Raw genomic sequence first — 14,218 nt, 5'->3', positions numbered from 1 at the left:
CCCTATCTAGTGAGCGGCTTGTACTTGATCCTGTGAGGTTGAGTGGCTTCTTCGCCCTTGCGCCGCTTGAGATCTTCCATGTAGTCCTGGAAGTTGCCCTCGAACCATACCACCTCGGAGTTGCCTTCGAACGCCAGGATGTGGGTGGCGATGCGATCCAGGAACCAGCGATCGTGCGATATGACAACTGCGCAGCCTGGATAGGCCAGCAGGGCTTCTTCCAGCGCGCGCAACGTCTCGACGTCGAGGTCGTTGGTGGGTTCGTCGAGCATCAGCACGTTGCCGCCGGATTTCAGCACCTTGGCGAGGTGGACACGGTTGCGTTCACCGCCCGACAGTTCGCCGATGACCTGCTGCTGGCCCGTGCCCTTGAAGTTGAATCGTCCGACATAACCTCGCGAGGGCGTTTCGTAATTGCCGACCTTGATCAGGTCGAGGCCGCCGGAGATTTCCTGCCAGACGGTGTTCTTGTCGTTGAGTGTCTGGCGGCTCTGGTCGACGTAGGCCAGCTTCACCGTCGGACCGATGCGCAATTCGCCGGAGTCGGGTTTTTCCAGCCCCGACATCATGCGGAACAATGTGGTCTTGCCGGCGCCGTTCGGCCCGATGATGCCGACGATGCCGCCGGCGGGCAGGTTGAAGTTGAGATTGTCGATGAGCAGCCGATCGCCGTACGACTTGCGCAGGTTTTTCGCCTCGATGACGACATCGCCCAGGCGTTCGCCCGGCGGAATGTAGATCTCGTTGGTCTCGTTGCGTTCCTGGAATTCGCGCGAGGCGAGTTCCTCGTAGCGCGCGACGCGCGCCTTGTTTTTGGCACGGCGGCCTTTGGGGCTGGTGCGCACCCATTCGAGTTCCGTCGCCAGCTGTTTGCGCAGGCCTTCGTTGGTCCGCTCTTCCGCGGCGAGTCGCGCGCCTTTCTGCTCGAGCCAGGTCGAGTAGTTGCCCTGGTACGGAATGCCGTGGCCTCTATCCAGTTCGAGGATCCACTCGGCGACGTTGTCGAGGAAGTAACGATCGTGCGTGACCGCGATGACGGTGGATGGATAGGCCTCGAGATATTTTTCGAGCCAGGCGATCGATTCCGCGTCGAGATGGTTGGTCGGCTCGTCGAGCAGCAGCATGTCCGGCGCTGACAGCAGCAGGCGGCACAGCGCTACGCGGCGTTTCTCGCCGCCCGAGAGCTTGTTGATGATGGCGTCCCAGGGCGGCAGGCGCAGCGCGTCGGCGGCGATCTCGAGCTTGCGCTCGAGTTCCCAGCCGCCGGCCGCGTCGATGGCGTCCTGCAGCTTGGCCTGCTCTTCGAGGAGCTTGTTCATCTCCTCGTCTTCCATGGGTTCGGCGAACTTGTCGCTGATCTCGTTGAAACGCGCGACCTGCGCGAACGCGCCGCCCAGGCCTTCCATCACGACGCTGCGCACGTCCTTGTTAGGGTCGAGCTCGGGCTCCTGCGGCAGGTAGCCGACCTTGATGCCGGATTGCGCGCGGGCCTCGCCTTCGAAATTGGTGTCGATGCCGCCCATGATCTTGAGCAGCGTGGATTTGCCCGAGCCGTTGAGACCGAGCACGCCGATCTTGGCACCGGGGAAAAACGACAGACTGATGTCGCGCAAGATGACGCGCTTGGGTGGCACAACCTTGCCAACCCGGTTCATCGTGTAGATGTATTGGGCCATGTATCTCAGTGGTTTTGGGGACGGGAACGGGCGCGAATTCTACCTCCGGCGGCATGGCGCTGTGCTAGGTTTGCTGCGCCTCGAGCGGTCAGGTTTCGTGGGGGAGAGGAACCTCTGTCTACAGCAGCGTCATCCGTTCTCGTGGTGGCTGGCGAGCGCCTGGCTCGTTACGGCTTCCCCGAGGGCCACCCCTTCGGTACCGACCGGCACGCGGCGTTCTACGCGGAATTTTCCGCGCGCGGTCTCGATAAACGCGTGCGCCTGCTGGAAACGCGTGCCGCCACGCGCGCCGAGTTGCAATCTTTCCACACGCCCGAGTACCTCGATCTCGTGGCGGAACGTTCGCGCACCGGCGAGGGTTTTCTCGATGCTGGCGACACGCCCGCATTTCGAGGCATCTACGAAGCGGCCGCCGACGTAGTCGGTGCGACCCTGCTTGCCGCCGGTGAAATCATGGCCGGCAAGACGCGGCGCGCCTTCATTCCCATCGCCGGCTTGCATCACGCCACGCGCGCGGGCGCGGCCGGCTTCTGCGTCTTCAACGACTGCGGCGTCGCCGTCGAAATGCTGCGGCGGAATCACGGCTTGAAACGGATTGCTTACGTGGATATCGATGCGCATCACGGCGACGGCGTGTACTACGGCTTCGACGACGATCCCGACCTGATCTTCGCGGACATCCATGAAGACGGGCAGTACTTGTATCCGGGCACGGGTCGCGAGGACGAGATCGGGCGCGGCGCGGCGGCCGGCGCCAAGCTCAACATCCCGGTCCCACCGGGCGCGGACGACGCGGTGTTCGACGCCGAGTGGCCGCGCGTACTGGCGCATCTGCGCAAATATCAGCCCGAGTTCATCATCCTCCAGGCGGGCGCGGACAGCGTCGGGGGCGACCCGATAACCCACCTGCGCTTCACCGCCGAATCCCATCAGCGCGCAGCGCGCGACCTGTCGATTCTGGCCGATGAGCTGGGCCACGGCCGCGTGCTCGGCACCGGCGGCGGCGGCTATAACCGGATCAACCTCGCGAAGGCGTGGTCGGGAGTGGTGGAGGGGTTGTTGGGGTAGGAATATAGTGCCGGGTGAGGAAAGTGAGGAAAAGGAACCGGCCAACCAGGAGACGCTGCCCGGACCGCAAATCCCGGCTCCTTTTCCCCACTTTCCTCACCCGGCACCATCTCATCCCTTCCAGTACAATTCGCGGCCCCCGGATGCCCGACCCGCGAGACCCAAGCAATGTTTCGTACTGCGATGACCATCGGCGGCTTTGACCCCGAGCTCGAGAGCGCCCTCAACAACGAACGGCAGCGCCAGGAAGATCACATCGAGCTGATCGCCTCGGAAAACTACGTCAGCCCGCGGGTGCTCGAAGCTCAGGGTTCGGTGCTGACGAACAAGTACGCCGAAGGTTATCCGGGCAAGCGTTATTACGGCGGTTGCGAATTCGTCGACATCGCGGAAACGCTTGCCATCGAGCGGGCGAAGAAACTCTTCGGTGCCGACTACGCGAACGTCCAGCCGCACTCCGGCAGCCAGGCAAATGCCGCCGCTTATCTCGCGCTGATCCAGCCGGGCGACACCATTCTCGGCATGAGCCTCGACCACGGCGGCCATCTCACACACGGCGCCAAGGTGAATTTCTCCGGCAAGCTGTTCCGCGCAGTGCAGTACGGCATCCGCCCCGACAACGGCGAGATCGACTACGACGCGCTCGCGGCGCAGGCGCTGGCGGAAAAGCCCAAAATGATCGTCGCGGGTTTCTCCGCCTACTCGCGTTACCTCGACTTCAAGAAATTCCGCGAGATCGCCGATTCGGTCGGCGCCTATCTGTTCGTCGACATGGCGCACGTCGCGGGCCTGGTGGCCGCGGGCCTGTATCCGGATCCGATCCCGTACGCCGACGTGGTCACGACGACCACGCACAAGACGCTGCGTGGACCGCGCGGTGGCCTGATCCTGGCGCGCGCCAATGACGCGATCACCAAGAAACTGAACTCGCTGGTGTTCCCCGGCACCCAGGGCGGCCCGCTGATGCACGTGATCGCTGCGAAGGCCGTGGCGTTCCTCGAGGCCCTGCAGCCCGAGTTCAAGGAATACCAGAAACAAGTGGTGGCGAATGCGCGCGCGACCGCCGCGCGCCTGCAGCAGCGCAATTTCAAGATCGTCTCCGGCGGCACCGACAATCACCTGTTCCTGCTGGATCTTTCCGACAAGCAGATCAACGGCAAGGAAGCGGACGCCGCGCTCGGCAAGGCGCACATCACGGTCAACAAGAACGCGGTGCCCAACGATCCGCGCCCGCCCATGGTCACCAGCGGCATCCGCATCGGCTCACCCGCGGGCACGACGCGCGGTTTCAAGGAGCGCGAGTTCGAGCAGATCGCCGACCTGGTCGCCGACGTGCTCGACGCCAACGGCAGCGATGCCGCCATCGAAAAGGCGCGCGTAACGGCTGCGGAGCTGTGCCGGCGTTACCCGGTTTACGGCCCCTGAGCGGGGCCGTTGCGTAGCAATAGAGGCAGGCCATGCACTGTCCCTTCTGCGCGCACGACGACACCAAGGTCAACGATTCGCGGCTGGCGGCGGAAGGCTCGCAGATCCGGCGGCGCCGCGAGTGCCTGGCCTGCGGCGAGCGCTTCACCACCTTCGAAACCGCAGAACTCGTGATGCCGCTGGTCGTCAAGAACGACCAGAGCCGCGTGCCCTTCGATGAGAACAAACTGCGCAATGGCCTGCACAAGGCCTTGGAGAAACGCCCCGTATCGCGCGAATCGGTGGAAGAAGCCGTCGGTCACGTCACGCGCAAGCTGCGCGGCCTCGGCGAACGCGAGGTCACCTCGCGCCAGATCGGCGAGATCGTGATGGAAGAACTGCACAAGCTCGACGAGGTCGCATACGTGCGTTATGCCTCGGTGTACCGGCACTTCCAGGATGTCGAGGCGTTCCGCGATGAAGTAGATAGATTGCGCCATCGGCGCGGCAAGGTGCCGAGCGAGGGCCAGCTGTCGTTGTTGCCCGGCGAAACCGCGTCGAAGCAGAAGAAGGGAAAAGGGCATGAGTAAGTTCAGCGCGTTCGACGATGCCGCCATGCGCCGCGCCCTCGAGCTGGCCGCGCGCGGCCTGTACACCACGCAGCCGAATCCGCGCGTCGGCGCGGTGCTGGCGCGCGATGAGGAAATCGTCGGTGAAGGCTGGCATGAGCGCGCGGGTGAAGCGCACGCCGAGCCGATCGCGATTCGCGCCGCGGGCGACCGCGCGCGCGGCGCGACCGCCTACGTGACACTCGAGCCCTGCAGCCATCACGGCCGCACGCCGCCCTGCGTGGATGTGTTGCTGGCGGCCGGCGTACGCCGCGTCGTCTACGCCATCGGCGATCCGAACCCACGCGTGAATGGCGGCGGCGCGAAGCGGTTGAAGGAAGCCGGCATCATCGTGCAATCCGGCCTGCTGGCCGCCGAAGCCGAAGAGCTCAATGCCGGGTTCCTCATGCGTATGCGTCACGGGCGGCCGTTCGTGCGCCTGAAATCCGCCGCCAGCCTCGATGGCCGCACCGCGCTCGCCAACGGCGCCAGCAAGTGGATCACGGGCCAGGCAGCGCGGCAGGACGTGCAGCACTGGCGTGCCTTGTCCGGCGCCACCTTGACCAGCGCGTCGACCGTGCTGGCCGACGATCCGCGTCTCGACGTGCGGCTCGATACGGTGGAGCGCCAGCCGTTGCGCGTGGTGCTCGATCGCCGCCGCCGCGTGCGTCCCAACGCGAAGATCCTGGCGCTGCCCGGCGAGGCGCTGGTGTTCGCGGCGGCCACCAAGACGCGGCGCGCGGCGGTGGAGGGCGAGAAGTTAGGCAATGCCCGGGTCGAACGGCTGCGTGCCACGCGTAACCAGCTCGATCTCGCCAGGGTGTTCGCGCGGCTGGCGGAGCTCGAGATCAACGAAGTCCTGGTCGAGGCCGGCCCGCGCCTGTCGGGCGCGCTGTTGTCGGCGGGCCTGGTCGACGAGTGGCTGGTGTATCTCGCGCCCAAGCTGCTGGGGCGCGATGCGCGGCCGCTGGCCACGCTGGCGCGGCTCACGAAACTCGACGCCGCGCCGCAGTTCGATCTGTTCGAGACACAGACCGTCGGCACGGACCTGCGGCTGCGTTTGCGGCCGCTCGAGCAGGCCGACGGTAAGAAGTAAGGAATCAGCGTCCAGATGTTCACAGGTATCGTGCAGGAGATCGGCGAGGTCCGGCGCAGCACTCCCCGCGAGGGCGCGGCCGGAGTAACCGACCGGCGCATGGAGATTTCCTTCGGCCGGATCGCGCGCGATCGCCTGGAGCTGGGCGCCAGCATATCCGTGGACGGCGTCTGTCTCACCGTGGCCGAACTCGGCAGCGACGTGTTCTTCGCCGACGTGTCGGGGGAAACGCTGCGCGTGACCACGCTCGGCGCCAAGACCGCCGGCGCCCGCGTCAACCTCGAGCCCAGCCTGCGGGCCGGCGACAGTCTCGGCGGCCACTGGGTTTCGGGGCATGTCGATGGCCTGGCGGAGGTGCTAACTACCGCCGCGGATGCCCGGTCGCTGCGGGTCGAGCTGTCGGCGCCGCGGCCACTGGCGCGGTACATCGCGCGCAAGGGCTCGGTGACGCTCGACGGCGTGAGCCTCACCGTGAACGAAGTGCAGGGGACCGGTTTTTCGATCAACCTGATTCCGCATACACTCGCGGCGACCACGCTCGGGGCCTTGGCGCCCGGCGCACGTCTCAACCTCGAAATCGATCTGCTGGCGCGCTACGTAGAGCGTCTGAATACGGAGCCCGCGTGAAACCCCTGAACAGCATCGAAGAAATCCTCGCCGACCTCGCGGCGGGACGCATGGTCGTCATCATGGATGACGAAGACCGCGAAAACGAAGGCGACCTCATCATGGCCGCCGAAAAAGTGCGGCCCGAGGACATCAATTTCATGGCGCGCTTCGGGCGCGGCCTCATCTGCCTCACGTTGACCGCCGAGCGTTGCCGCCAGCTGCGCCTGCCGCTCATGGTGAGCGAGACGCATCGCGAACACCGCACCAACTTCACGTTGTCGATCGAGGCGGCGGAGGGCATCACCACGGGCATTTCCGCGCACGACCGGGCGCAGACCGTGCTTGCTGCTGTGAATCCGAATGCGCGTCCCGAAGATCTGCGTCAGCCGGGCCACATCTTTCCCGTGATGGCGCAGCCGGGTGGGGTGCTCACACGCGCGGGACATACCGAGGCGGGCTGCGACCTGGCACGCCTCGCCGGCCTCGACGCTTCATCCGTCATCGTCGAAATCATGAACGACGACGGCACGATGGCGCGCCGCCCAGATCTCGAATCCTTCGCCGCCCGGCACGGCCTCAAGATCGGCACGATCGCCGACCTCATCCGGCATCGGCTGCGCCAGGAACGCTCCGTCGAGCGCATCGCCGAGCAGCAGGTGGAAACCGAGTTCGGCCAGTTCAAGTTGTTAGCCTACGAAGACCACGTGCATCGCGAGGTGCACCTGGCGCTGGTGCGCGGTTCGATCGAGACCACGCACTCGCCGCTGGTGCGCGTGCATCCCATCGATACCTTGTCGGACCTGGTGGGCGTGCGCGGCGTGGGCCGCACCTGGACGCTGCGCGAGGCGATGCAACGCATTGCGGAGGTGGGCACGGGCATCGTCATCGTGCTGCGCGATCACACCACACCGCGCGAACTGGCGGATGCGGTGGCGGCGCTCGGCGCGCGCACGGAGCATTCCGCCAGTGCCCAGGTGGCGCCGCAGGTGCTGCGTACCTACGGTATCGGCGCGCAGATCCTCAAGGACCTGGGCGTGACGCGTATGCAGGTGTTGTCGACGCCCAAGCAGTTGCAGGGCCTCGCGGCTTTCGGCCTCGAGATCACCGGCTACGTGGCCGAATGATCCGCAGCCTACCGCGTATACTCCCGCGCCCATGACCGGATCGCAGGCAACCCCGCAGAGTTTCGACGCCAGCCCGTGGCGCGTCGCCATCGTGGCCGCGCGTTTCAACGCCGCGCTCGTCGACCAGCTCATCGATGGCGCGACCGGCGCGTGGCGCAAACACGGCGGCGACAGCTCGAATCTCATCGTGCAGCGCGTCCCCGGCGCGTTCGAGCTGCCGCTGGCGGCGCTCAAATTCGCAGCCTGCGGCGAGTACCAGGCGGTGATCGCGCTCGGCACCGTGATCCGCGGCGACACACCGCATTTCGAATACGTCGCCGGCGAATGCGCGCGCGGCCTTATGGACGCGGGGCTTGCCACCGGCGTACCGGTCATCTTCGGCGTACTGACGACCGAGACCCAGGCGCAGGCCGAGGAGCGCGCCTCGGTCGACCGCATGAACAAGGGCGGCGAGTCGCTCGAAGCGGCGCTCGAGATGATCGAACTACTCGCGCAGTTCGCGCCGTGGCGTTCGCGCGCCGCGCCCGCGCGTGCCGCGAAAAAGAAGCCGGCGAAAAAACGGGCGAAATCCGCAAAGGGGCGTCGCTGATGGCGCGCGGCAGCGGCATCAGTCCGGCATCGATTCGCCGCGCGGTGGCCCGCAAACTCGCGATGCAGGCGCTGTACCGCTGGCAGCTCAACAACACGCCCTGGCAGGACGTGGTGAACGAGTTCGCCGTCGACGAAGACATGCACAAGGCCGATCGTGGCTACTTCAACCAGCTGGTCACCGAGATCTGCGGCGGCAGCGAAGTGCTCGACACGGCGCTGTCGGCCTGGATGGATCGCAAACCCGCCGAGCTCGATCCGGTGGAGCGCGCGGTGTTATGGGTCGGTGCGCATGAATTGAAATCGGCGCCCGATGTGCCGTACCGGGTGGTGATCAACGAGGCGGTCGGGTTGGCGAAGCGTTTCGGCGCGACCGACAGCCACAAGTTCGTCAACGCGGTGCTGGACGCGGCCGCGAAAGAGCTGCGCCCACACGAGCACTAGCCAGTAGTTTCCCGGGGCACCCATGGCCCAGTCTGAGTTCGAACTCATCGGTAAATACTTCGCGCGGCTGGGAGCCGAGCGCGCCGACGTGCGCATCGGCGTGGGCGATGACGGCGCGGTGCTGTTGCCACCTGCATCGCGCGAGCTGGTGGCGGTCACGGACACCCTCGTCGAAGGCGTGCACTTTCCGCCGGGGTCGCCGGCGATTTCCATCGGCCACCGGGCGTTCGCGGTCAATCTCTCCGACATCGCGGCCATGGGCGCCGAGCCCGCCTGGGCATTGCTGGCGTTGAGCCTGCCGCGGCCGGATGAAGCGTGGCTGTCGCAATTCGCGCGCGCCGCGGGCGACCTGTGCCGGCGCCACGGCGTGGCGCTGGTCGGCGGCGACACGACGCGCGGGCCTCTAACTATTACGGTGACGGTCATCGGCATCGTGCCGATCGGCGTGGCTCTCGAACGCAAGGGCGGACAACCCGGCGATGCCGTATTCGTTACCGGTTCGCCAGGAGATGCCGCCGCCGGGCTGGCGCTCGAACAGGGCCGCCTGCACGTCGCCGACCCGATGTCGGCCCAGATCCTGCGCGACCGCTTCCTGTTTCCGACACCGCGCTGCGAAGTGGGTGTGGCCCTGCGGGGTCTCGCCAGCGCCTGTATCGACGTGTCGGACGGCCTCGGCGGCGATCTCGAGAAGCTCTGCGCCGCAAGCGGTTGCGGCGCGGAAGTCGATGCGGCGGCGCTGCCCGTATCCGAATCGTTGCTAGGCGCGGTGGGGCGCGAATCGGCGCGCGAATATGCGCTCACCGGTGGCGACGACTACGAATTGCTGTTCTGCGTTCCGCTCGCGCGCCTGGGTGCCATGACGACGGCGATAGCGCAAGGATTAGGGCCGGTGACGAGAATCGGCAGCCTCGTGTCCGGAAACGGCGTCAGGGTTTTCAGGCGCGGCGCTGTGACCCAGTTCTCGGGCGCCGGTTTCGATCATTTCGCGAAGTAGGACTTCGCCGAGTCGTTGAAATGCCACCGGTGATCCGCGATACGGGTCACAGCCCCTGCCGCGATGCGGCCGTATTCTGCCTTCACCTGAATTACTGGGAAGGCGGCGGTACGAGGACACTCGTGCCGGCGCATTGCTTACGCCGTCAAAGATGTCGCTGCAAGCCACCAAGACCGGACCCGACGCGCAGGCTGCCAAGATCCTGGAAAACCGCGTTCCGGATCGCATCGGTAAATATGTAATCATCAACGAGGTCGGCCGGGGCTCCACCGGTACCGTCTACCTCTCGCACGATTCGTATTACGGACGGGACGTCGCGATCAAGGTCTACAACATGGACCAGGATCCGACCGACGAGCGGGCGAAGATCGCCCGCAAGATGTTCCTGTCGGAAGCGCACATGGTCGGCATGTTGCAGCACCCGCACATCATGCCGATCTACGACGCGGGCGAAGAAAACGGCCGCTGCTACATCGTCACCGAACACGTGCACGGCGCGCGCACTCTCTCGGCGTACTGCCGGCCTGACAACCTGCTGCGCGTCGACGACGTCGTCGAGATCATGTTCAAGTGCGCCAAGGCGCTGCACTACGCGCATACGCGCGGCGTGATCCATCGCGACATCAAGCCGTCGAACATCATGCTCACGCAGGATTCCGACGTGCGCATCATCGACTTCGGCATCGCGCTGGTGGCGGACTCCGAGATCTCGCGCATCGAAGGTATCGCGGGCTCGCCCTCGTACATGTCGCCCGAACAGGTGCAGAGCCTCGAGCTCACCCACCATTCGGACCTCTATTCACTCGGCGCCGTGATGTATGAACTGCTGACCGGCATCCGCCCGTTCCGCGCCGGCAACCTGGTCAAACTTCTGCATCAGATCGTCTATGCCACGCCGCCGCCGATCCATACGCAGCGCAAGGACATTCCCGAGGAGCTCGAAGCTATCGTTGCGCAGGCGATGCTCAAGAGCCCCGACAAGCGCCAGAAGTCGGGCTCCGATTTCGCCGCCGAGCTCACGCGCGTGCACCAGCGCCTGCGCGAACAGAACGCCCGCATCGACCAGCAGGAACAGTTCGACGTGTTGCGTCGCCTGCGTTTCTTCCATGACTTTTCACACGCCGAAATCTGGGAAGTGCTGCGCGCCAGCGCCATTCAGGATTACCCGGCGGGCGAAGAGATCGTCAAGGAAGGCGAGATGGACGACCGCTTCTACATTCTCGTCAACGGCCGCTGCCTGGTGGAACGGCACGGCCGGACGCTGGGCGCCATCGAGAGCGGCGACTGTTTCGGCGAAACGAGCTACGTGCGCGGCGCGCGCCGCACCGCGACCATCAAGGCAGAGACCACCGTGTCCGTATTACGCGTGAGCTCGACTCTGCTCGAGCAGGTGTCGGCCGCCTGCCAGCTGCGGTTCAACCGCGTGTTCCTGCGCGCGTTGATCGCGCGCCTCCAGGGCACGGAACAACCCCCCCAGTAGCGCGGCGCGCACTCGCGCCGCCGATCATTTGTTGATCTCCAGAAAGCCGAACTTCTGCCAGGTCGCGCGTGCGTCCGGACCGCCAAGGAACTTCAGGTAATCGGCGGCCTGCGGGCTCGCGCCCTTCGTCACGGTGCCGGGGTAGGTGATGGCGGCGTGGCTGGTTTCGGGGAAGGTGTCGACGACGCGAACCTTCGAATCGACCAGCGCGTCCGTCGTGTAGACGATCCCGAGTGGCACCTCGCCGCGCGCGACGAACATCATGGCGCTGCGCACATTGTCGGCGCGCACCAGTTTGTCCTGGACCTCGTCCCAGACGCCGAGAGCGGTGAGCGCGGAGCGGGCATAGCGGCCCACCGGTACGGTATCGGGATCGCCCGTGGCGAGGCGGCCCTCGCCGAGCGCCGCCGCCAGCTTGAAGCCCGGCGCGATCTTGAGCTCGATCTTGCTGTCGGCCGGTGCGATCAGGACGAGACGGTTGCCCACCAGATTGCGGCGCGAGGCTTTGTCGAGCAGGTCGCGCGACTGTAGATAGTCCATCCATTCCTGGTCGGCGGAGACGAACACATCGGCCTTGCCACCGGCCTCGATCTGCCGCGCGAGCACGGAGCTCGCCGCGAACGACAGTTTTACCGTGACGCCCGAGCTCTTTTCCCAGGCCGGCGACAGCTCGCCGAGCACATTGGTGAGGGACGCAGCCGCGAATACCAGTAGTTCAGGCTTCTTGTCCTCGGCGTGCGCGAGGCTTGCGAATGCGATCAGGGCTGCCGCGAACAAGTTGCGCCAGCGATGCGTCGGGAAATTCATGTGAGCCTGCTCCGTAAGGTCGTGGAAGTGGGCGTGCGCTGGCGCTGCGGCCATGGCACTGCACGCTGTATACCCGTGAACACTGCGAGTGTCGATTGATGTCGCGCTCGTTATATCCTTGCCGGCACGACGAACGGCAGGAAACGTCATGGTATCGAACGAACAGGCAGGCGCGGAGCGAGTCGGGCTCGCATACGACCGCGAGCAGATGTACGTCGCGCGCCGGCTGACGTTCGACGCGATCGACGAGATCGCGCGCCAGATCCGGCCCGGCATGAGAGAGGAGGAAGGCGTGGCAGCGGCGAAAGCCACGCTCAAGCAGCGCGGGCTGCTGCGCGGCTGGCACGCGGTCCATGTGCGCTTCGGCCGCAATACGCTGCTCGATTACTACGACGCGTCCGAGCCGGGAGTGGTGCTCGCGCAGAACGACATCTTCTACCTCGACATCGGCCCGGTGTGGGAGAAATGGGAAGGCGACGGCGGCGACACCTTCGTCGTCGGCAACGATGCGGAGATGCATCGCGCCAGGCGGGACGTCCATTTGCTGTTCGACCGCGTTCAGGCCCAGTGGCGCACGGAGTCATCGAGCGGAGCGGCACTCTACGAATTCGCGGCAGCGCAGGCGCGCGAGCTCGGCTGGCTGCTCAATCTCAAAGTCGCCGGGCATCGCATCGGCGACTTCCCGCACAAGGCGCACCACTCGGGCAGTCTCGCCGCCACCGGATTCACGCCGACGTCGGACCTGTGGGTGCTCGAGATGCAGATACGGCATCCCGAGCGCCCGTTCGGCGCGTTCTACGAAGACCTGTTGCTCGAGACGGTGCCGCTCACACCTTCGACAGGTTGATCACCTTCGGCTGGGTGAATTCTTCCAGGCCCTCGAGGCCCATCTCCGCGCCCATACCGGATTGTTTGGCGCCGACGAACGGCACGTCCGGCGGCAGGTCGAGATGTTTGTTGACCCACACCGTGCCCGAATCCATCTTCGAAGCCACGTCATAGGCGCGTGCGAGATCGGCGCCCCAGACCGTGCCGCCCAAGCCATATTCCGTGCCGTTGGCGCGCGCGATGGCGTCATCCACATCGGAATATTTCATGACCGGGGTTATGGGTCCGAATTGTTCCTCGCGCACCAGGCGCGCGTCGTCGGGGATGTCGCGCACGATGGTCGGCGCGATGAAGTAGCCGTCGCCCTCGAGCGCCTTGCCGCCGGCGATGACCTTGCCGCGCGCATGGGCGTCGGCGATGAACTCCTTCACCTTCTCGTACTGCATCTTGTTCTGGATCGGGCCGATCTGTGTCTGCGGATTCATGCCGTCGCCCACCGTCGCGTCCTGCGCGAGCTTCGCCAATTCGCTGCACAGCTCGTCGTACTGCGATTCGTGCGCATACACGCGCTTGATCGCGAGGCACACCTGGCCCGCGTTGATCATCGCGCCCATGAAGATCTTCGGCGCGACATCCTTGATGTTCGTGCCGGGCAGGACGATGGCTGCATCGTTGCCGCCGAGTTCGAGCGTGATGCGTTTCAGCGTGCTGGCGACGCTGGCCATCACCTTGCGGCCGGTGGCTGTCGAGCCGGTGAACGCGACCTTGGCAACATCCGGATGCTGGGTGAGGAGGCCGCCCAGGTCGTTCTGATCGGCGATGACATTGAGCACACCGGGCGGCAGGATCGATGCCGCGAGCTCGCCGAACTTGAGGGTAGTCAGCGGCGTGGTGGGCGCGGGCTTGGCGACCACGGTGTTGCCGGCCAGCAAGGCGGGCGCCACCTTGATCATCAGCAGGATCATCGGGAAATTCCACGGCGTGATCGCGGCGACGACGCCGAGCGGCGCGCGGTTCAACACGATCTTCTGCGTCGCGTCTTCCTTCAATACCTTCGGCACGATCTGCATTTCCGCGAAGGCGTGGATCATCGCGATCGCGCCGCCCATCTCGAACTGCGCCTGCATGAACGGCTTGCCCTGTTCCTGCGTCAGCAGCGCGGCGAATTCATCCGACCGTTTGGTCAACGCGTCGGCCAGCGCCAGCAGCAGGCGGCGGCGTTCTTCCCAGGATTTGCGCGACCAGGCCGGGAACGCGCCCTTCGCAGCGGCGACCGCTTCGTTCAGCTGCGCGACGTCAGCGCGCGGACAGGACACGAACGATTTCCCGGTTGCCGGATTGATGACGCCGGTCGAGGTCGCACCCGGAACTAGTTTGCCATTGATGAGCAGTTTGAAAGGGACCAGTTCGATTTCAACCGACTTGGGGTTCGCGCTCATGGAAGTTTCTCCGTTCGCCAGGAATGGGGTTGGCGGGAAGGGTGGGGCTGCGG

At 65.5% G+C, this 14,218-nt stretch carries 14 protein-coding genes; 11 read left to right on the top strand and 3 right to left on the bottom strand.

Going from position 1 to position 14,218, the window contains the following annotated elements; all coding sequences use genetic code 11:
- Positions 1 to 2 precede the first annotated feature (2 nt).
- The gene (gene ettA / locus WDO72_03660; protein ID MEJ0084750.1) at positions 3 to 1,676 is read right to left on the bottom strand and encodes an energy-dependent translational throttle protein EttA; all 1,674 of its coding nucleotides are present in this window, start codon (positions 1,674 to 1,676) and stop codon (positions 3 to 5) included.
- Between the two features lie 144 nt (positions 1,677 to 1,820).
- On the opposite strand from ettA, the gene WDO72_03655 reads away from it, so the two are divergent.
- The 10 genes from WDO72_03655 to WDO72_03610 all read left to right on the top strand — a co-directional run bounded on the left by WDO72_03655 (position 1,821) and on the right by WDO72_03610 (position 11,091).
- Positions 1,821 to 2,744 carry an acetoin utilization protein AcuC gene (locus WDO72_03655; GenBank protein ID MEJ0084749.1) on the top strand — a complete coding sequence of 308 codons (924 nt, stop codon included), beginning with the start codon at positions 1,821 to 1,823 and terminating at the stop codon, positions 2,742 to 2,744.
- 168 nt (positions 2,745 to 2,912) lie between these two features.
- Positions 2,913 to 4,169 (top strand): serine hydroxymethyltransferase, encoded by a 1,257-nt coding sequence (gene glyA, locus WDO72_03650; protein ID MEJ0084748.1) that lies wholly within the window; start codon positions 2,913 to 2,915, stop codon positions 4,167 to 4,169.
- A gap of 32 nt (positions 4,170 to 4,201) precedes the next feature.
- Entirely contained in the window at positions 4,202 to 4,738 is a 537-nt protein-coding gene (nrdR, locus tag WDO72_03645) for a transcriptional regulator NrdR (protein MEJ0084747.1), read from the top strand.
- The gene (gene ribD, locus WDO72_03640) at positions 4,731 to 5,852 is read left to right on the top strand and encodes a bifunctional diaminohydroxyphosphoribosylaminopyrimidine deaminase/5-amino-6-(5-phosphoribosylamino)uracil reductase RibD (GenBank protein ID MEJ0084746.1); all 1,122 of its coding nucleotides are present in this window, start codon (positions 4,731 to 4,733) and stop codon (positions 5,850 to 5,852) included. The genes nrdR and ribD overlap by 8 nt, the downstream gene beginning before the upstream one ends.
- Before the next feature lie 15 nt (positions 5,853 to 5,867).
- Positions 5,868 to 6,479 carry a riboflavin synthase gene (locus WDO72_03635; protein MEJ0084745.1) on the top strand — a complete coding sequence of 204 codons (612 nt, stop codon included), beginning with the start codon at positions 5,868 to 5,870 and terminating at the stop codon, positions 6,477 to 6,479.
- A complete protein-coding gene (gene ribBA / locus WDO72_03630; protein ID MEJ0084744.1) occupies positions 6,476 to 7,585 on the top strand; it encodes a bifunctional 3,4-dihydroxy-2-butanone-4-phosphate synthase/GTP cyclohydrolase II in 1,110 nt (369 codons plus the stop codon). Before WDO72_03635 ends, ribBA begins: the two co-directional genes overlap by 4 nt.
- A gap of 31 nt (positions 7,586 to 7,616) precedes the next feature.
- The gene (ribH, locus tag WDO72_03625; GenBank protein ID MEJ0084743.1) at positions 7,617 to 8,174 is read left to right on the top strand and encodes a 6,7-dimethyl-8-ribityllumazine synthase; all 558 of its coding nucleotides are present in this window, start codon (positions 7,617 to 7,619) and stop codon (positions 8,172 to 8,174) included.
- Positions 8,174 to 8,617 carry a transcription antitermination factor NusB gene (nusB, locus tag WDO72_03620; protein ID MEJ0084742.1) on the top strand — a complete coding sequence of 148 codons (444 nt, stop codon included), beginning with the start codon at positions 8,174 to 8,176 and terminating at the stop codon, positions 8,615 to 8,617. The genes ribH and nusB overlap by 1 nt, the downstream gene beginning before the upstream one ends.
- A 22-nt stretch (positions 8,618 to 8,639) precedes the next feature.
- Positions 8,640 to 9,611, top strand: coding sequence for a thiamine-phosphate kinase (gene thiL / locus WDO72_03615; GenBank protein ID MEJ0084741.1), 972 nt, complete (start codon positions 8,640 to 8,642; stop codon positions 9,609 to 9,611).
- A gap of 151 nt (positions 9,612 to 9,762) precedes the next feature.
- A complete protein-coding gene (locus tag WDO72_03610) occupies positions 9,763 to 11,091 on the top strand; it encodes a serine/threonine-protein kinase (GenBank protein MEJ0084740.1) in 1,329 nt (442 codons plus the stop codon).
- Positions 11,092 to 11,115: 24 nt separating this feature from the next.
- Here WDO72_03610 and modA read toward each other — a convergent pair whose 3' ends face one another.
- The gene (gene modA, locus WDO72_03605; protein ID MEJ0084739.1) at positions 11,116 to 11,898 is read right to left on the bottom strand and encodes a molybdate ABC transporter substrate-binding protein; all 783 of its coding nucleotides are present in this window, start codon (positions 11,896 to 11,898) and stop codon (positions 11,116 to 11,118) included.
- A gap of 148 nt (positions 11,899 to 12,046) precedes the next feature.
- Here modA and WDO72_03600 point away from each other — a divergent pair, with 148 nt between their 5' ends.
- Positions 12,047 to 12,745 (top strand): M24 family metallopeptidase, encoded by a 699-nt coding sequence (locus tag WDO72_03600; GenBank protein ID MEJ0084738.1) that lies wholly within the window; start codon positions 12,047 to 12,049, stop codon positions 12,743 to 12,745.
- Here the strand turns inward: WDO72_03600 and WDO72_03595 are convergent.
- Positions 12,726 to 14,165: an aldehyde dehydrogenase family protein gene (locus WDO72_03595; GenBank protein MEJ0084737.1), complete on the bottom strand. Its 1,440-nt coding sequence runs from the start codon at positions 14,163 to 14,165 to the stop codon at positions 12,726 to 12,728. The genes WDO72_03600 and WDO72_03595 overlap by 20 nt on opposite strands.
- Positions 14,166 to 14,218 lie beyond the last annotated feature (53 nt).

The organism is Pseudomonadota bacterium, from assembly GCA_037200975.1.
In the GTDB taxonomy this organism is placed as follows: domain Bacteria; phylum Pseudomonadota; class Gammaproteobacteria; order Steroidobacterales; family Steroidobacteraceae; genus CADEED01.
This window is presented reverse-complemented; position numbering and strand designations above follow the sequence as displayed.